The sequence below is a fragment of the Micromonospora sp. NPDC047812 genome, from assembly GCF_040704175.1.
Taxonomy (GTDB): Bacteria; Actinomycetota; Actinomycetes; order Mycobacteriales; family Micromonosporaceae; genus Micromonospora.
Genome location: NZ_JBEYRY010000007.1, coordinates 93,716 through 110,575, shown reverse-complemented (window position 1 = coordinate 110,575; position 16,860 = coordinate 93,716). Strand labels below are relative to the sequence as shown.

Annotated in this window: 17 protein-coding genes; 11 read left to right on the top strand and 6 right to left on the bottom strand. The window is 72.7% G+C overall.

What is annotated here, in order from left to right; translation table 11 throughout:
• Nucleotides 1-80: 80 nt before the first annotated feature.
• Genes AB0883_RS24050 through AB0883_RS24040 form a run of 3 tightly spaced genes read left to right on the top strand, consistent with a single transcriptional unit; the run spans nt 81 to nt 3,729 of the window.
• A complete protein-coding gene (locus AB0883_RS24050; RefSeq protein WP_366643493.1) occupies nt 81-1,748 on the top strand; it encodes an extracellular solute-binding protein in 1,668 nt (555 codons plus the stop codon).
• On the top strand, nt 1,745-2,761 hold the full coding sequence (locus AB0883_RS24045) for an ABC transporter permease subunit (protein ID WP_366643492.1): 1,017 nt from the start codon (nt 1,745-1,747) through the stop codon (nt 2,759-2,761). The genes AB0883_RS24050 and AB0883_RS24045 overlap by 4 nt, the downstream gene beginning before the upstream one ends.
• Nucleotides 2,758-3,729 (top strand): carbohydrate ABC transporter permease, encoded by a 972-nt coding sequence (locus AB0883_RS24040; protein WP_366643491.1) that lies wholly within the window; start codon nt 2,758-2,760, stop codon nt 3,727-3,729. The genes AB0883_RS24045 and AB0883_RS24040 overlap by 4 nt, the downstream gene beginning before the upstream one ends.
• Before the next feature lie 49 nt (nt 3,730-3,778).
• Here AB0883_RS24040 and AB0883_RS24035 read toward each other — a convergent pair whose 3' ends face one another.
• Nucleotides 3,779-6,118: a TIM-barrel domain-containing protein gene (locus AB0883_RS24035; protein ID WP_366643490.1), complete on the bottom strand. Its 2,340-nt coding sequence runs from the start codon at nt 6,116-6,118 to the stop codon at nt 3,779-3,781.
• A gap of 160 nt (nt 6,119-6,278) precedes the next feature.
• Here AB0883_RS24035 and AB0883_RS24030 point away from each other — a divergent pair, with 160 nt between their 5' ends.
• Nucleotides 6,279-8,291: a beta-galactosidase gene (locus tag AB0883_RS24030; RefSeq protein ID WP_366643489.1), complete on the top strand. Its 2,013-nt coding sequence runs from the start codon at nt 6,279-6,281 to the stop codon at nt 8,289-8,291.
• Between the two features lie 114 nt (nt 8,292-8,405).
• Here the strand turns inward: AB0883_RS24030 and AB0883_RS24025 are convergent, their stop codons facing one another.
• Nucleotides 8,406-9,056, bottom strand: a complete 651-nt coding sequence (locus tag AB0883_RS24025; protein WP_366643488.1) for a LysE family translocator — start codon at nt 9,054-9,056, stop codon at nt 8,406-8,408.
• Nucleotides 9,057-9,188: 132 nt separating this feature from the next.
• On the opposite strand from AB0883_RS24025, the gene AB0883_RS24020 reads away from it, so the two are divergent.
• Both AB0883_RS24020 and AB0883_RS24015 read left to right on the top strand, forming a co-directional pair.
• Complete coding sequence (locus tag AB0883_RS24020) at nt 9,189-9,737, top strand: GNAT family N-acetyltransferase (RefSeq protein ID WP_366643487.1); 549 nt, start codon at nt 9,189-9,191, stop codon at nt 9,735-9,737.
• Between the two features lie 60 nt (nt 9,738-9,797).
• A complete protein-coding gene (locus AB0883_RS24015; protein ID WP_366643486.1) occupies nt 9,798-10,274 on the top strand; it encodes a DUF1992 domain-containing protein in 477 nt (158 codons plus the stop codon).
• A 6-nt stretch (nt 10,275-10,280) separates the two neighbouring features.
• Here the strand turns inward: AB0883_RS24015 and AB0883_RS24010 are convergent, their stop codons facing one another.
• A complete protein-coding gene (locus tag AB0883_RS24010) occupies nt 10,281-10,856 on the bottom strand; it encodes a maleylpyruvate isomerase N-terminal domain-containing protein (protein ID WP_366643485.1) in 576 nt (191 codons plus the stop codon).
• Nucleotides 10,857-11,185: 329 nt separating this feature from the next.
• Between AB0883_RS24010 and AB0883_RS24005 the strand changes: the two genes are divergently transcribed.
• From AB0883_RS24005 to AB0883_RS23995, 3 genes are all read left to right on the top strand, one after another.
• Nucleotides 11,186-12,019 carry a nitroreductase/quinone reductase family protein gene (locus AB0883_RS24005; RefSeq protein WP_366643484.1) on the top strand — a complete coding sequence of 278 codons (834 nt, stop codon included), beginning with the start codon at nt 11,186-11,188 and terminating at the stop codon, nt 12,017-12,019.
• 155 nt (nt 12,020-12,174) lie between these two features.
• Nucleotides 12,175-12,615 carry a DUF6194 family protein gene (locus AB0883_RS24000; protein WP_366643483.1) on the top strand — a complete coding sequence of 147 codons (441 nt, stop codon included), beginning with the start codon at nt 12,175-12,177 and terminating at the stop codon, nt 12,613-12,615.
• A 107-nt stretch (nt 12,616-12,722) separates the two neighbouring features.
• Nucleotides 12,723-13,088, top strand: a complete 366-nt coding sequence (locus AB0883_RS23995) for a nuclear transport factor 2 family protein (RefSeq protein WP_366643482.1) — start codon at nt 12,723-12,725, stop codon at nt 13,086-13,088.
• A gap of 11 nt (nt 13,089-13,099) precedes the next feature.
• Here AB0883_RS23995 and AB0883_RS23990 read toward each other — a convergent pair whose 3' ends face one another.
• From AB0883_RS23990 to AB0883_RS23980, 3 genes are all read right to left on the bottom strand, one after another.
• A complete protein-coding gene (locus AB0883_RS23990; protein WP_366643481.1) occupies nt 13,100-13,921 on the bottom strand; it encodes a M55 family metallopeptidase in 822 nt (273 codons plus the stop codon).
• A 67-nt stretch (nt 13,922-13,988) separates the two neighbouring features.
• Nucleotides 13,989-14,939 (bottom strand): hypothetical protein, encoded by a 951-nt coding sequence (locus tag AB0883_RS23985; RefSeq protein ID WP_366643480.1) that lies wholly within the window; start codon nt 14,937-14,939, stop codon nt 13,989-13,991.
• A 95-nt stretch (nt 14,940-15,034) separates the two neighbouring features.
• A complete protein-coding gene (locus AB0883_RS23980; RefSeq protein WP_366643478.1) occupies nt 15,035-15,364 on the bottom strand; it encodes a nucleoside triphosphate pyrophosphohydrolase family protein in 330 nt (109 codons plus the stop codon).
• 376 nt (nt 15,365-15,740) lie between these two features.
• Between AB0883_RS23980 and AB0883_RS23975 the strand changes: the two genes are divergently transcribed.
• Together AB0883_RS23975 and AB0883_RS23970 are read left to right on the top strand one after the other, a co-directional pair.
• Nucleotides 15,741-16,343 (top strand): hypothetical protein, encoded by a 603-nt coding sequence (locus tag AB0883_RS23975; RefSeq protein WP_366643476.1) that lies wholly within the window; start codon nt 15,741-15,743, stop codon nt 16,341-16,343.
• Nucleotides 16,340-16,687: a transcriptional regulator gene (locus AB0883_RS23970; protein ID WP_366643474.1), complete on the top strand. Its 348-nt coding sequence runs from the start codon at nt 16,340-16,342 to the stop codon at nt 16,685-16,687. Before AB0883_RS23975 ends, AB0883_RS23970 begins: the two co-directional genes overlap by 4 nt.
• The last annotated feature ends 173 nt before the right edge of the window (nt 16,688-16,860 follow it).

Here is a 16,860-nt window from a genome sequence, read left to right as displayed (position 1 = left end):
TGTTCGGCTAGAACCCCAACTAATTCTAGCCGGACACGCGCGGTCCGCGAAACCGCCACCGAAGACGAAGGGAGTGCGCCGTGAAGCCGTCCCTGCCGGGCGTATCCACCGACCGCCGGTCCCTGCTGCGCCTGCTCGGCCTCGGCGCCGCCGCGACGATGGGCGGCACCACCCTGGCCGGTTGCAGCAAGGAGGCCGGGAGCAAGGGCAGCGCCACGAAGGCCGACGCCATCCGTTCGGTGCTGCCCACCCACAAGTCGGCCGAGCTGCTCCCGCCGGACATCCCCGGCGAGGGGCCGATCCCCGACGGCTACCTGAGCTACCCGCGCAGCCTCGTCGACGCGGTCACCGAGCAGCCCGGCCGGGGCGGGCCGCCGATCCGCACCATGAGCCCGTGGTGGGGCCCCGCCCCGCCGACGGCGGGCCGCAACTCCTACCTCGCGGCGGTCAACGCCAGGCTGGGCGTCGAGGTGCACCCGAGCCTTCAGGACGGCACCACGTACGCCGACAAGCTCAACGCGATGCTCGGCGCCCGCGACGTGCCGGAGCTGCTCAGCGCCCCCAACTGGGAGGTCGACAAGGTCGCCCGGTTCTCCGACGCGGTCAAGGCGCTGTTCGAGGACCTCACCGACCACCTCAAGGGCGACGCCGCCGCGAAGTACCCCTACCTGGCCGCGCTGCCCACCGGGGCCTGGGAGTACTCGGTGTGGGGCGGGCGGCTGTACGCCGTGCCGTTCCCGACCGACGGGCCCTTCGCGTACGCCCTGTTCCACCGCGCGGACCTGCTGGCCTCGGCCGGCCTGGCGGCCCCGTCGTCGCCGCAGGAGCTGCACGAGTTCGGCCGCAGGGTGACCGACCCGGCCAAGGGCGTGTGGGCCTTCGGCAGCGTCTTCGAGATGGTGCAGCAGTTCTTCGGCTGCCAGCAGACCTGGCGCAAGAAGCCCGACGGCGGCCTGGAGCACAAGTTCGAGAACCCGGCCTTCGCGGCCGCCCTGGAGTTCACCGCCAAGCTGTTCGCCGACGGGCTGGTGCACCCCGACACCGTGGCCAGCAAGGGCGCCGACGAGAAGCAGCTGTTCAAGGCCGGCAAGATCCTCATGTACCAGGACGGCCTCGGCGCCTGGCAGGGCATGCAGGGCGAGCGGGTCAAGGAGCTGCCGAGCTTCGACATGCAGCCGCTACCCGTCTTCGGCGCGGCCGGGGCGCAGCCGGTCATCTGGGGCAGCGAGAAGCCGCTGTTCTACACCTTCGTCCGGAAGGGCCTCGGCGCCGAGCGCGTCGAGGAGCTGCTGCGGGTGCTCAACTGGTGCGCCGCGCCCTTCGGCAGCCGGGAGTTCGAGCTGCGCGAGTACGGCGTGGAGGGCAGGCACTTCACCCGCTCGGCCGACGGCAGCCCCATCCCCACCGAGCTGGGTCGCAAGGAACTGGGCGCGCAGTACACGCACATCGGCGGCCGGGTCCCGGTCAAGGTGCGCAGCGGGGACACGCCCGACTACGTGCGCGACTACCTGGGCTACTACCAGAAGAACATCGCCCGGATGGAGAAGGACCTGTTCGCCGGCATCAAGCTGGAACTGCCGGCCAACTGGTCGAAGATCATCCAGCCGACCGACGACAAGATCCGCGACATCCTCCGGGGCCGCCGCCCCGTCGGCGACCTGGAACAGGTCCGCAAGGAGTTCCTCGCCTCCGGAGGTGAGGAGGGGCGCGCGTTCCACGAGAAGGCGCTCGCCGACAACGGCCGATGAGCGGCCCGGGCACCGCCGGCGCGGTCGACGCGCCGGCGGCCACCGGCCAGGCCGCACCCGGCCACACCCCGCCCGTGCGACCCCGACGCACCCTGCGGGACCGGCTGCGCCGGGACTGGCCGCTGCTGGCCATGACGGCGCCGGCCGCCGCGCTGCTGCTGGTCTTCCACTACCTGCCGACGCTGGGCAACGTCATCGCCTTCCAGGACTACAACCCGTTCGTCGGCGACGACCCCGTCGAGGCGTTCTGGCACAGCGAGTGGATCGGCTTCGGCAACTTCGAGGCGCTCTTCGGCGACCCGCTGTTCTGGGACGCGGTCCGCAACACCCTGAGCATCACCGCGTTCCAGCTCGTCTTCTTCTTCCCGCTGCCGATCCTGCTGGCCGTCCTGCTCAACAGCCTGGTCTCCGGGCGGGTCCGGGGCTTCGTGCAGAGCGTGGTCTACCTGCCGCACTTCTTCAGCTGGGTGCTGGTGGTCACCTTCTTCGTGCAGATGCTCGGCGGGGCCGGGCTGCTGGCCCAGGAGATGCGCGAGGCCGGCATGCAGCCCTTCGACGTGATGACCGACCCGGACACCTTCATCGTGCTGGTCACCGCCGAGGCGGTGTGGAAGGACATCGGCTGGGGCGCCATCGTCTTCCTGGCCGCGCTTGCCGCGATCGACCCCAACCTCTACGAGGCGGCGGCGGCCGACGGGGCCGGGCGGTGGCGGCGACTGTGGCACATCACCCTGCCGGGCCTGCGCCCGGTGATCGTGCTGCTGCTCATCATGCGGCTCGGCGACGCGCTGTCGGTCGGCTTCGAGCAGTTCATCCTGCAACGCGAGGCGGTCGGCCGGGAGGCCGCGGAGGTGCTCGACACGTTCGTCTACTACCAGGCCATCAGTACGCAGCAGTGGGGCCTCGGCGCCGCCGCCGGGCTGTTCAAGGCCGTGGTCGGGCTGGTGCTCATCCTCACCGCCAACAAGGTGGCACACCGCCTCGGCGAGCAGGGGGTGTACGCGAAATCATGACCGCGCAGCTCAGTGGCGCCGGACCGGTGCCGGCCCGCCCGAACCCCGACCCGTCGCCGCGGCGGCGACGGTCCCGGCGACCCCCCTGGGAGGAGCCGCCCACGGTGCCGGGCACCGTGGCCAAGGGCGCGGTGCTCACGCTGCTCGTCGCGGCCGTGCTCGTGCCGCTGTGGGCGGTGCTGGTGACCAGCCTCGCCTCGCGGGACACGATCGACGCCGCCGGCGGAATGGTGATGGTGCCCCGCGAGATCGACCCGTCGGCGTACGTCACCATCTTCAGCGGCGGGCAGATCACCCAGGCGGTGTGGATCAGCACCCTCGTCACGGTGCTCGGCACCACCGTGAGCCTGGTGCTCACCGTCCTCGCCGCGTACGGGCTGTCCCGGCCCGGGTCGGTGGGGCACCGGGGACTGCTCTTCTTCTTCCTGCTGACCTTCCTGATCTTCCCCGGCCTGGTGCCCAGCTACCTCGTGGTCACCGGCCTCGGGCTCAAGGACAGCATCTGGTCGCTGATCCTGCCCAGCGCGGTAAGCGTGTTCAACCTGGTGGTGATCCGGGCGTTCTTCATGAACGTCCCCGGTGAGCTGCTCGACAGCGCCCGCATCGACGGCGCCGGGGAGTTCCACATCCTGGTGCGCATCGTGCTGCCGCTGTCCAAGGCGGTGATCGCCGTCGTCGGCCTCTTCTACGCCGTCGGCTACTGGAACGCCTACTTCAACGCGGTGCTCTACATCGACGACAACGACAAGTTCCCGATCCAGCGGGTGTTGCAGAGCTACATCCTCGCCGGACAGTCGCCGAACGTGTCCGGGGCGGCGGTCAGCCTGCCCGGCGTCACCGCGTACCCGCCGACGCTGGCGGTGAAGATGGCGGTGGTGGTGGTGACCGTGATTCCGGCGGTGATCGTCTACCCGTTCGTGCAGCGGCACTTCACCAAGGGCGTCATCACCGGCGCGGTGAAGGGCTGAGCGGACCCGCGCGGCGCCCGACCCGTCGCGGGTCGGGCGCCGCGGCGCGTCAGGCCGGGTCGGGCAGCCATCCGTCGAAGGGCGCCGGGGTCACCGGCTCGCCGTTGAGCAGCAGCCGGGCGGGGGAGTCCGCGCCGACGACGCTGACGCGCGTCACCCGCAGCGGCCCGTCGGTGTCCACGCGCAGGGTGTCGCCGTCGCGGACGGCCGCCACGACCGTGTCGCCGTCGACGTCGTGCAGCACCCTGCGGGCGTCGACCCCGCCCCAGCTCACCAGGGTCACGTCGCGGAACGGCCCGTCGCCCACCGTGGCGCCGGGCGCGACCACCGGCACGAGCGCGCCGTGCCGGACGTAGAGCGGCAGCCGGTGCGGCGGCACGTGGACCCGCAGGTGCCGCCCGCCGGGGTGCCGCTCGCCGGTGGCGGCGTCGACCCAGTCGTCGCCGACCGGCAGGTAGACGTCGCGCCGCCCGGACGGGTCCGTGACCGGGGCGACCAGCAGGTCGGTGCCGAGGCGGAACTGCAGGTCCGCGGTCCAGGCCGTCGGGTCGTCGGGGGTGTCCACCAGCAGCGCGCGCATCATCGGCGCCCCGCCGGCGGCCGACTCCACCGCCGCCGACCACAGGTACGGCATCAGCCGGTAGCGCAGCCGCAGGGCGGCCACCGCGTCGCGTTCGGTCTCGGCGGGGAAGTCCCACGGCAGCCGGCTGGTGGTGCCGTGCAGGCGCACCAGCGGCGACAGCGCGCCGAACTGGGTCCAGCGGACGTACAGCTCCGGCGTCGGGGTGCCGTGGAAGCCGCCGGTGTCGTGACTCCAGAACGGCACGCCGGACAGCCCGTGCGACAGCCCGCCGCGCAGGGTGCTGGCCAGCCCCGGCCAGGTGGCGTTGACGTCGCCGCTCCACTGGGCGCTGTGCCGCTGCCCGCCCAGGTAGGACGAGCGCGCCCACACGGTGCGGTGCCCGGTCACCTCCTCGGTCACCTGGGCGACCACGTCGTTGAACAGCAGCGCGTACACGTTGTGCAGCTCGACGCCGGTCATCCCGTTGTGGGCGACGGCGTCGACGGGCACGCCCTCGGCGAAGTCGGTCTTGAACACCGCCACCCCCTGCTCCAGCAGGGGCCGCAGCAGCCCGGTGAACCACTCGACGGCCGCCGGGTTGGTGAAGTCCACGATGGCGCTGGCGGGGTGGCTGCCGTGCCAGACGTCGGCGACGTACGGGCTGCCGTCGGCGTGGCGCAGGAAGTACCCGGCCTCGGCCGCCCCGGCGTAGAGCGGGCTGTCGGTCATCAGGTACGGGTTCATCCAGAGGCAGACCCGGAAACCCTGCGCGGCGAGGGTACGCAGCATCGCGGCGGGGTCGGGGAACGCCTCGTCGTCCCACCGCAGGTCCGACCAACGCCCGGCGACCTGCCAGTAGCAGTCCAGGTGCAGCACGTCGCAGGGGATGCCGCGCTCGCGCAGCAGACGCCCCCGCTCCAGCACCCGCTCCTGCGAGTCGGGGAAGAAGCCGGAGGAGACCCAGGCGCCGAACGCCCACTTCGGCGGCAGGTACGGCCGGCCGGTGAGCCGGTCGAAGCGGTCGAGCACCTCGGCCGGTGTCGGGCCGGCCAGCACGTAGTAGTCGAGCAGGTCGTCGGGGACCAGGAGCTGCACGCTGCTGTGGGTGGACTGGCAGACGTCGAACTGCACCGGCAGCCCGCTGTCGACCAGCACGCCGTAGCCGCGGTCCGACAGGTAGAACGGCACGTTCTTGTGGGAGCGGTCCGACTCGCCACCGAAGGCGTCGAAGTTCCACATCAGCGGCCGCTGCCCCCGCTTGTCCAGCGGGGTGAACTTCTCGCCGAAGCCGACGAAGCGTTCGTCGCCGGGGGCGACGAAGCTCTCGTGCCAGGCGACGGGCGCGCCGTCGACGGTGGACCGGCCGAACGGCAGGGTGCGCCGCCGGCCGCTGATGTCGCGGGTGCCCGGGTCCTGGTCGAGCAGCAGCCGCCCGTCCGCGCCGAGGAAGCGCAGGTGCCACGGGTCCAGCCGGATCTCGGCGACCACCGCGCCGGCGTCGACCCGCACGCGGGCGTCGTCGACGGTGACGGTGGCCGGGTGGGTGCCGGGGTGCACCAGCGGCAGCGCCCGGGCGGAGCGGCTGCGGGCCTGCGGGTCGTCGGACAGGCGTACCCGGATCACCCCCTCGCCGGCGGCGTCGACGCGTACCACCATGCTCGCGCCGTCGGAGAGGGCGGCCTTGAACGTCACCCCGTGCGGGTCGGTCGCGACGACCTCGGCCCGACCGACGACGGCGGCACCGTCCTCGCCGGGGCCGCGCACCGGCAGGTCGGGTGGGTCGGCCACGAAGGTCTCGTACGGGACCAACGGCGGTCGGTAGGGCATCGGCGTCTCCTCCGGGATGGTTCCGACGGTCCCGTCAGTTTCTTTGCCTTCCCAACTAACTGTCAACGACAACCTTCACTACGTCGGCTCGGCATCGGCGTTGACAGGCCGAAAACTGATCAATATTTTGGACGCTTCCCCAACAAACTGGCGGTGGACGATGTGGGGTGACGGCGCGGGACTCCGCTACGGCGGCGACTACAACCCCGAACAGTGGCCGGCCGAGGTGTGGCGCGAGGACGTCGCCCTCATGCGTCGCGCCCGGGTCAACCTGGTCACCGTCGGCGTGTTCGCCTGGTCGCGGCTCGAACCGCAGCCCGGCCGGTACACCTTCGACTGGCTGGACCGGGTGCTGGACCTGCTGCACCAGGGCGGCATCGGCGTCGCCCTGGCCACCCCGACGGCGTCGCCCCCGCCCTGGTTCTCGCTGGCGCACCCCGACGCGCTGCCGGTGACCGCCGACGGCGTCCGCCTGCACCACGGCAGCCGGGACACCTACTGCGCCGCCGCGCCCGCCTACCGGGCCGCCGCCCGGCGCATCGCCGCCGCCCTCGCCGACCGCTACGCCCACCACCCCGCGCTCGCGCTGTGGCACGTGCACAACGAGTACGGCACCACGTGCCACTGCGCGCACACCGCGCGGGCGTTCCGACGTTGGCTGGCCGACCGGCACGGCGACCTCGACGCGCTCAACGCCGCCTGGGCCACGAGCTTCTGGAGCCAGCACTACACCGACTGGACGCAGATCGACACGCCCCGCGCCACGCAGTACCTGGCCAACCCGGGGCACCTGCTGGACTTCCGCCGCTTCTGGTCGGACACCCTGCTCGCCGCGTACGTCGAGCAGCGCGACCTGCTGCGCACGGCCAACCCGGCGGTCCCGGTCACCACCAACCACGTCCTCGCCGACTGGGTGCCCGTCGACCACGCCCGCTGGGCCGCCGAGGTGGACATGGTGGCGATCGACCACTACCCGGACGCGGTCGACGGCGGCGCCGAGGAACAGACCGCCCTCGCCGCCGACCTGGCCCGGGGCTGGGCCCGCCACGGCGCGGCTCGCCGCACCGGCGACGTCGACCGGCCGGCGTCGTGGCTGCTGATGGAGAGCGCCCCCAACCAGATCCACAGCGGCGGGCGGATGCACGCCAAGGAACCCGGCCGGATGACCCGGCACAGCCTCTCCCACGTCGCCCGAGGCTCGCGGGGCGCCATGTTCTTCCAGTGGCGGGCCCCGGCGGGCGGGGCGGAACGCTTCCACTCCGCGCTGGTGCCGCACGCCGGCCCCGACACCCGCGTGTTCCGGGAGGCCGTCGACCTCGGCGCGACGCTGGAGCGGATCTCGGAGGTCGACGACGGCGCGGTCGACGCCGCCGTCGCCATCGCCTGGGACGCCGCCAGCGGCTGGGCCCTGGGCCACCCGGGGATGCCGTCGCCGCACCTGCGCCACGGCGACGAGGTGGCCGCGGCGCACCGGGCGCTGTGGCACGCCGGTTTCGGCACCGACATGGTGCTGCCCGGCGACCGGATCGACGGGTACCGGCTGCTGGTGCTGCCCGCCCTCTACCTGGCCTCCGACGCCACCGCCGACTGGGTGGGCGGGTACGTCCACGGCGGTGGTCACCTGCTGGTGACCTGGCTCAGCGGAGTCGCCGACGAGCACGCCCGGGTCCGGCTCGGCGGTCACCCCGGGGCGTTCCGCGACGTGCTGGGCGTACGCGTCGAGGAGTTCCACCCGCTCGCCGACGGCGAGACTGTGCCCCTGTCCGACGGCGGAACCGGTCGCCTCTGGGCCGAGACCGTACGCCTCGCCGGCGCGCAGCCGGTGGCCTCGTACGCAGGTGGCACGCTCGCCGGGCTGCCGGCGGTCACCCGTCACCGCAGCGGCGCCGGCACGGCCTGGTACCTGTCCACCCGGCCCGACGAGGCCACCTACCGCCGGCTGGTGACGGACGCGGCGCGGGCGGCCGGCGCGACACCCGTCTGCCCGGCGGCGCCGGCCGGGGTCGAGGCGATCCGGCGACGCGCCGCCGGGGCGAGCTGGCTGTTCCTGCTCAACCACACCGACCGGCCGCAGCGGGTCCCGGCGGCCGGGGTCGACCTGCTCACCGGCGCGACGGCCGCCACGGAGGTGCACCTGCCCGCCGGGGGCGCCGCCGTGCTCCGGGAGAACTGATGCCGCCGGTTGCCGTGGCGCCCCGGATCGCGCCGACGGCTGCCCCGCCGCCCGGCGAACCCCCGACGCCGCTCGCCGGCCGGTCCGGCGCGTGGGCTTCCGGCGGGCTCGCGGTCAGGGCATGGCGACGGCGGCGCGCGACCGGTCGGCGGCGATGCGCACCGCCAGCCCCGCCAGCACCGTGCCCATCACCAGGCGCTGCACCCGCAGCCAGAGCGGCCGGCGGGCAAAGAACCCGGCGAGCGCGCCGGCGCTGAGCACGATCAGCGCGTTCACCGTCAGCGCCACCGCGATCTGGGTCAGCCCCAGCAGCAGGCTCTGCGCGGCCACGTGGCCACGGGCCGGGTCGATGAACTGCGGCAGCAGCGACACGTAGAGAATCGCGATCTTGGGGTTCAGCAGGTTGGTGACCAGACCCATGGTGAACAGTCGCCGGGCCGGGTCCGGCGGCAGCGGCGCCGGGGCGAACGGCGACTGCCCGCCCGGTCGCAGCGCCTGCCACGCCAGCCACAGCAGGTACGCCGCGCCGGCCAGCTTGACCGCCGTGTACAGGGCGGGCACCAGCACGAACACCGTCGCGATGCCGGCGACCGCGGCGGCCAGGTAGACACCGAATCCGGCGGCGACGCCGAGCAGCGACACCAGCCCCGCCCGCCGGCCCTGCGTCACCGACCGGGACACCAGATAGACCATGTTCGGGCCGGGGGTCAACACCATCCCCAGCGCCACCAGCGCGATGCCCACCAACGCACCCGTACCGACCATGCCGCGTTCCCCCGTTGCACCCGACTCGCGCCGACCCTACGCCGTACGTCACCGCGCCGCCGACCCGTTTCGGCGTGCCGCGAGCCGGGCGCCCGCCCCCACCGCCGACGCGGCGACGGGCACACTATGCCGATGCTGCACGCCCCGGCCACCCCGACCCTGCCGGAACTCCTGCTGCGCCCGTGGCGCGACGACGACGCCGACGCCCTGATCAACGCGTACCGCGACCCGGTGTTGCGGCGCTGGACCCGGGCGCCGGTGACCACGGCCGCCGAGGCGCGCCGGTTCCTGGCCGCGGCACACCGGGACTGGGAGGACGGCAACCGGTTCAGCTTCGCCGTGCTCGAGCCGCACCCGGCCGGCGAGACCCTGGTGGCACAGGTGATCCTCAAGAACGTCACCGAGGGCGGCGGGGACGCCGAGGTCGGCTACTGGACCGCCGCGCCCGCGCGGGGCAGGGGCATCGCCGCGCACGCCCTGACCGCGGTCACCGACTGGGCGTTCGCCCGGTTCCCCGGCCTGCGGCGGTTGGACCTGCTGCACCAGGTCGACAACCCCGCGTCCTGTCGCGTCGCGGAGAAGGCCGGCTACCTCTTTCAGGAGGTGCTGCCGGCGCGACCGCCGTTCCCCCATGACGGCCACCGGCACGCCCGGGAATGTCCGGCCCGGGCGGGGCGCTGACTTTCCGTCGGCCCCGACGCGGTGGCCGCGTTACCGTGGGGCCGGGGGAGGTGTCGGCAGGTGGACAGCTGGGAAGCGACGGTCGAGGCGCGCATCCGCGCGGCGCAGGAGCAGGGCGAGTTCGACAACCTGCCGGGCATGGGCAAGCCCATCCCCGGTCGCGGCCAGCCCTACGACGAGTCGTGGTGGATCAAGAGCTTCCTGGAGCGCGAGAAGCTCCCCACCGATCTGCTGCTGCCGACGCCACTGCAACTGCGCCGCCGCATCGAACAGGTGCCCGACGAGGTGCGGGACCTGCCGACCGAGGAGTCCGTGCGCGCGTTCGTCGCCGACCTCAACGCCCAGATCCTCTCCTGGCTGCGTACGCCCACCGGCCCCCGGGTCGCGGTGCGCCCGGTCAACGCCGACGACGTGGTCCGCCGCTGGCGGACCGAGCGGGAGGCTACCGCCGCGGCGCCCCCGACCCCGCCCCCGGCGCCGCCGGCCGCACCGCGCCGGCGGGGCTGGCGACCGCCCTGGCGGCGACGGGCGGCGTAGCCGCCGTCAGTCCACCGCCGCCCGCCACGACCAGGACGTACGCCGGGCGCGGCCGGGCAGCTCGCCACGGCCGGTCAGCCACCGCAGCACCTGCGGCGCGGGCCCGGCGGGCGCGTCCGGGAACAGCCGCCGCACCACGGCGGCGCTGAGCCGCTGCGGCGGCTGCCAGGGCACCCCGAGACCGCGGGCGATGTCGTCGGTGTGCAGCAGCGTCTCCGCCACCCCCATCGCCGCGAAGCCCGCCGGGTCGCAGGGACCGTAGTGCCAGGCCCGCGTGTCCGGCCCGGCGGCGTCGACGGCCGCCCGCAGCAGGCCACCGCAGGCGACGACGACCCGCAGCACCTCGGCCGGGCCGGCGGCGGGGGAGACGACCAGGTCGAACGGCAGGTAGCCGTCGTCGGGTCGCCCGCTGACCTGGCCGGCGTACGCCAGCAGGTCGTGCGCGACGTGCGCGGCGGTGCTCCAGCAGCTCCACTCCAGTCCGCCGGCCGGCACGCCCCAGTCCCGCCCGGTGTGCGGGCCGAGAACGGCGGTCATCTCGGTCACCGCGCGGTCCACGTCGACGCCGGTCAGCTCGGGCATCTCCCGACCGTGCCATCCGCACCACGGCTGCGGCAACCGGATGACGCTTGCCCGCCGTGACCCCCGGCACTAGGGTCAGATCCGTGACTGCCGGGTCGGCCATGGGCCACGAGCGGACAGGGCACCCGGCCGCCAGGTGAGCCGGGGGCGGGCCCGCGGCCCGCCGACGCCCCGCACCTGCCGGTGTCGACGCCACGTCCACCGCGTCACGCTTCGCCTCACCGTCCACGCCGGCCGTCCGCCGGCGTACCCGCATCCTCGCCGCCACCGGTCGCCGGGCGGGCGATCCACCGTGGCCGCAACCTCCTGCCCGAGCAGAGAGCAGAGCATTGCCCAACGACTTCAACCAGCAGATCATCGACGAGTTCCGTGCCAACTCCGGCCGGGTCGGCGGCCCCTTCGAGGGGGCCCGGCTGATCCTGCTCACCACCACCGGGGCCCGCTCCGGCGCCCCGCACACCACCCCGGTCGGCTACCTGCCCGACGGGGAGGAACGCATCCTCGTCATCGCCTCGGCCGGGGGCGGTCCGAAGCACCCGGACTGGTACCACAACCTGCTCGCCGACCCGCTCGCCACCGTCGAGGACGGGGTCTTCACCTACCAGGCCCGCGCGGTCGTGCTGACCGGCGCCGAACGCGACGAGATCTTCGCCCGGGCCGTGGAGGCCGACCCCGGATGGGCCGCGTACCAGGCGAAGACGACACGGGTGATCCCCGTGGTGGCCCTGCACCAGGTGGCGGGCGGGCCACCGGAGGCGGCGTCCTGGGGCGCGGCGCTCAGGCTGATCCACGACGCGTTCCGTCGGGAGCTGGCGTTGATCCGCGACGAGGTCGCCCGTTCCGGGCCGGGCCTGGGCGCGCAGTTGCGGGTCAACTGCCTGACCTTCTGCCACGGCCTGCACCACCATCACCGCAACGAGGACGACGGGATGCTCACCGGGTTGGAGGGGCAGCGTCCGGACCTCGCCCCGACGCTGGCACGGCTGCGCGAGGAACACCGTCGCATCGCGGCGCTCGTCGAACGCCTCCAGCAGGTCGTCGCTGACCCCGACGCCGACCCGGCCCAGGCCCGCCGGGAGGTCGAGCGTCTCACCACCGAACTGGAGGCCCACCTGACGTACGAGGAGGAGCAGCTCATCCCCGTCCTCGACGGCGCCGGCTGACGGCAGCGCCCGCGACCGGATCCGCCCGCGAGCCGGCCCCGGTCGCGGGCGGAGCCCGGCACGGCTGGTGTCACCCCGATTTGAGGGTTCACGGCGCACGTTTGGCGGAAATAGGACGTAAGCCTCAAGAAGCACTTCAATGAAAAACTTGAGGCATGGACGTTGAGGACATGAAGCGGTACGTCCGCGAGACCTTCGACGGGGTGAACGCCGTGGAGGCGAACGGGGACACCTTCTACATCTACGACCCGGGTCGGGACCTGCCCGCCGAGCGACAGCTGCCGTTCGCGACGATCGTGACCGGCGACCACTACGACGACGCCTCCGCCTTGGACAGGCCGGGTGCGTGGCGGCTCAACATCGGGTTGACCCGCTCGACGTACGGGGCGCTGTTTGCGCAGCGGCACGGGCCGGACGTCGACCACACGGTGACGGACACCGTGCTGCCGCATCCGGTCTACGCCCCGCAGCACTGGGTGTGTGTCGTGAACCCCGGCGAGGCGAGCGTGGACACGGTGCGGCAACTACTGGCCGAGGCGTACGACTTCGCGGCCCGCAAGCACGCCAACCACCGGTCCCGGCGGGCCTCGTCCTGAGCTGCGTGACGGCCGGCGCGTCCCACGGGCCGGCCGTCACACCTCGGGGTTAGCGTCGGCAGGTCTGCCGTCGGGGCAGGCCCGCCGAGACGAGGGGACACCGCCTGATGTCGCGCAACACCCAGACCGTCGAGACCTACCTGGACGGCTTCCGGAAGAACGACCACGCGCAGATCCTGTCCTGCCTCACCGACGACATCGAGTGGACGGTGTTCGGCGCCTTCCAGCTCAAGGGAAAGGAGGCGTACGACGCGGCGATCGAGGGGCCGGGTTTCGTGCCGCCGCCCCACCTTGAGGTCGTACGCATGGTGGAGCAGGGCGACACCGTCATGGCGGAACTCGTCGGCTCGGTGCGACGCGACACCGGCGAGGAGATGCGCATGTCGATGGCCGAGGTGTTCGTCATGCGCGACGGCAAGATCGCCGAGCGGCGCGCCTGGGTCATCGAGTTGAAGGAGAACGACCACCGCTGACGCGTGAGCGGTCAGCCGGGCTTGATCTGGCCGAGCTGCACGAGCAGCTGCACCCCTCGGTATACCTCGACCATGTCCCGGCCGGTGAACGTCACCGTACGCGCGCCGGGGGCGCGGGCGAAACCAGGCACCAGCGTCGCTTGGTCCACGGTCGTCGGGCTGCACAGATCGACCTCGACGTCGACGGGCCCGGCGAGGACCAGCGGCGGCACCTCCGCGCGCCGTCCCACCGCCGTCGCGGCTGCCCGCCGAAGGCGCTCCTGGGCCGCCCCGGGGTGCAGCGTCACCGCAGCCGCCTGGCCCAGCGCGCGCTTGACCTCGACGGTCACCGCGTCGGGGACCAAGTCGCGCAGCTCGGCGCACGCGACGTCGTCGCCACTGATCAGCACCACCGGCACACCGAAGTGACCCGCCACTGCGGTGTTCATGCCGATCTCGCCCGTCGGCCGCCCGTTGAGTCGCACGTCGAGCACCGCGTCGCTCATGGTGTGGGCCAGCACCGCCGGTCCCGCGCCGGCACGCGCGTGGTACCCGACGAGCAGCAGCGCTTCGGCGCCCATCTCGAGCCCCGCGACCATGCTCAGGGGGCGGGGCTTGCCGCGGACGAGTCGCGCCCGGCGGTCGAGTTCCTCGGGCAGGAGGTTGCGGAAAGGCCCGTGCGCGTCCGCCACCAGCACGTCCGCGTCCGGCTCCGCGTCGAGCACACCAAGGATGGCCGCGTTCACCTCGGCCGTCATCAGCCTGCGGGAGCGTTCGTAGTCGTAGCCACCCGGATTCGTCTCGGTCGGATGGACGATCCCCGAGATTCCCTCCATGTCGGCCGAGATCAGCACTCGGGGTTCCGTCGTCATCACCTCACCGTACCGACGCCGGCCGGGGTGTTCGTACGGGCCGCAGTGATCAGCTCTGCTGGTAGTTCACCGCCGCGACGCCGCAGGGCGCGTGCAGGTGCAGGTAGTAGGCGCCCTCACCGAAGTCCACGTCGGCTCCGCCGACCAGGCCGAGATAGTCCATCGGCTGCCGGCAGGCGGGGCAGTCGACGTGCTCGGCGTCCTGGATCCAGTCGGGATGGCCGCCCAGGGTGGAGCCGCCTTCGTTCCACGCGCTGGCCTCGAACGGTGAGGTCCGGCGGGGGCCGACGGCCGGAAGCACGGCCGGGGGGTCCTCCGGCTCGGTGGTGACCGGCGCGTAGTCCGGGCGGCAGTTGCCCGACCACCAGACGGCGTCGCCGTCGGGCGTGACCTCGCAGCACAGCGTCGTGTAGCAGGCGCAGATGTGGCAGGTCACGATCCTCAGCCGGCCGGACCAGCCGGTGTGGGCCAAGACCTCACCCACCTCCGGGGTGTCGGTGTCGAGGTCGGCGATGGTCCACAGCGGAGAGGCGCACCACGGGCAGGCAGGGCCGTCGGCGGGCCTTGGCACCTCGTTCGGAATCAACCGGTACGCCGTAGGTGCGCACAGCTCCCGGCGGCTGCCGTCGGGAGCGACCGTCCAACCGGCCTGGTGGGCGTAGGCCAGCGCCCCGACGTGCAGTTTGTCCGCACCGGCCGGCGGCTGCTCCTGCCATCTCCGCAGGGCCTGCTCAGCGCGCGGGTCGGAGGCGTGCGCGAGGATGAGCAACAGATGATTGAGCCGGTGCGGCGCCCGGCCGGCATCGACGTCGTCGATGATCCGGCGGACCACGTCTGCGGTCGCGCTGCGATACAAGGTCGGCGGCCAGAGTACGCCCGCGTCGAGCAGCTGACTCAGGTGTCCGACGAGGCGCGCCGGCTCGGCGGCGGCGATCTCGATCAGTTCCTCGAGCGCGGCGTCGTCGCCGGCTCCGGCCGCCCGGACCAGTTCCTCGATCATGGCAGCATGGTAGCCAGGCGGGGTGACCGTCGGGCCGCCGCAGGTCGGGCTCAGGTCCTCCAGCCGACCCACTGCCTACACGGGTAATCCCCGACTCAACGGTTGTCGCCGCTGCCACCCAGCACGCCACGGCCCTGGCGGCTGGCCAGCTTGGCCAGGTTGGCGGTCGCGATGTCGTCCAGCGTGAGATCCAGGTAGTCGGCAAGTACCGCCACGTACCAGAGGACGTCACCGAGTTCCTTGGCGATGTCGGCCCGGTCGATCCGTGACTCGTCGCTGTCGAGGTCCCGGACCCACTTCTTGAACTTCTCGGCGATTTCACCAGACTCGCCGACCAGTCCGAGTACGAGGTGGAGCAGTTCGTTCTTCTTGTCACGCGGGGCGGCCGTACGAAGGGCCTCGCGCTGATACTCGTCCAGGTCCATGGCGGACCAGTATGGACGAGCCCCTCCCACTCGCCAGCCGGCTCCCGATGACCGCGGCAAGGCGCTGCCTCAGCTCCCTGAGACGAGACGGTCGGCCCCCGTTGATTATCGGATTACCGGTAATGACAAACCTGTAAAGAGCCTGCACGAAAGCCGCAAATCGACCGCACATCATAATGACTGTTATGTGCGGCTGGGGCCAGCCCGCCCGCCGCGGACCATCTGACGTCTCAGCGCCAAGTTGGCACTAGCGCCGACAGGTTTGCTGTGGAAACCTGTCGGCATGACTACTGGTCCGGTTCCTGGCGGTGGCGATCCCCGCCGACTGCTGTCTGACGTTCGCTCCCTGGCGCTCCAGGTGCGCCTCGACCAACGGATGACCTGGGTTGCACTGCTGGTGCTAGGCGCGGTGACGCTCGTCGGGATCCCGTTCGACTGGCTCGGCATGATGGTGCGCTGCCACCCCGACACCAGCTGCGAGTTCGCCCGGCGGGGCGTGCTGTTCTACTGGCCCGCGGCGTTCCTGCTGGCCTACACGGCGATCGCCGTCTGCTACGTGCGGGCCGCCCGGGCGCGGGGCCTGGGTGCCCGGGCGTTGCCGTACGCGGTCGCCGGCGTCGCGACGACCGTCGTGTTCACCGCCGCGTGGGTAGCCGCAGCCCTGTATTTTCCGCAGCACCCGCTGCCGCAGCAGCCGCTGCCGTACTGGGGGTTGATCCTGGACCGGCTGGTCTCACCCTGGAGCATGATCGGGATCGCGCTGGTGGTGCTGGCCCGGATCGAGCGCAACATCGGGCTGCTGCTGTTCACCCTCGCCTACCTGGCCCTGGTGCTGCTGGTGCTGCCGATGAACGAGGGCTGGGGACTGGCAGGCTGGGGACTTCAGGCACGGTTCGCGGTACCGCAAGTCATCAGCGGCGCGCTGCTGCTGCTCGGCGCGGCCGGGTTCTTCAGGGCGGCCCGCAGGCGGCAGCGGTGACGGCCACGACCGGCGTCCCGGATCCGGACGCGGGACACCCGGTCACCGGGCTGGACGAGGTGGTGCACCAGCGGGCACGGCTGGGCATCCTGACCATCGCGCACGAGGCCCGCCGGGTCGAGTTCGGCTACCTGCGCACCCACCTCGAGCTGACCGCCGGCAATCTCTCCAAGCACCTCAGCGTGCTGGAAACGGCCGGCCTGATCGAGATCCAGAAAGGCTACGAGGGCCGACGCGGCCGCACCTGGATCACCCTCACCGCCACCGGCACCACCGCGCTCGCCAACGAGATCGCGCGACTCAAGCAGCTCATCGCCCGCGTCGAGACGACCGACGGGCAGTAGCGACAACCGTCGGCCGACCAGCCGTCCCCGCCACCCCGCCACCCCGGCGCACGGCGCCCGCGCGCCCGAAGGCGTCGGCCGTCCGGCCGGTGCCACTCCAGAGCAGCAGGAGGGCGCCGTGACCGCCCCGGTCGCCGGCATCATCGACGACCTGTGCCTGGTCCATCGCTACG

Bases quoted from the DNA above. Each gene is read 5' to 3' on its own strand.
- AB0883_RS24045 (WP_366643492.1), top strand. From the start codon at position 1,745: ATGAGCGGCCCGGGCACCGCCGGCGCGGTCGACGCGCCGGCGGCCACC.
- AB0883_RS24040 (WP_366643491.1), top strand. From the start codon at position 2,758: ATGACCGCGCAGCTCAGTGGCGCCGGACCGGTGCCGGCCCGCCCGAAC.
- AB0883_RS24035 (WP_366643490.1), bottom strand. From the start codon at position 6,118: ATGCCCTACCGACCGCCGTTGGTCCCGTACGAGACCTTCGTGGCCGAC.
- AB0883_RS24030 (WP_366643489.1), top strand. From the start codon at position 6,279: ATGTGGGGTGACGGCGCGGGACTCCGCTACGGCGGCGACTACAACCCC.
- AB0883_RS24025 (WP_366643488.1), bottom strand. From the start codon at position 9,056: ATGGTCGGTACGGGTGCGTTGGTGGGCATCGCGCTGGTGGCGCTGGGG.
- AB0883_RS24020 (WP_366643487.1), top strand. From the start codon at position 9,189: ATGCTGCACGCCCCGGCCACCCCGACCCTGCCGGAACTCCTGCTGCGC.
- AB0883_RS24010 (WP_366643485.1), bottom strand. From the start codon at position 10,856: ATGCCCGAGCTGACCGGCGTCGACGTGGACCGCGCGGTGACCGAGATG.
- AB0883_RS24000 (WP_366643483.1), top strand. From the start codon at position 12,175: ATGGACGTTGAGGACATGAAGCGGTACGTCCGCGAGACCTTCGACGGG.
- AB0883_RS23995 (WP_366643482.1), top strand. From the start codon at position 12,723: ATGTCGCGCAACACCCAGACCGTCGAGACCTACCTGGACGGCTTCCGG.
- AB0883_RS23985 (WP_366643480.1), bottom strand. From the start codon at position 14,939: ATGATCGAGGAACTGGTCCGGGCGGCCGGAGCCGGCGACGACGCCGCG.
- AB0883_RS23980 (WP_366643478.1), bottom strand. From the start codon at position 15,364: ATGGACCTGGACGAGTATCAGCGCGAGGCCCTTCGTACGGCCGCCCCG.
- AB0883_RS23975 (WP_366643476.1), top strand. From the start codon at position 15,741: ATGACCTGGGTTGCACTGCTGGTGCTAGGCGCGGTGACGCTCGTCGGG.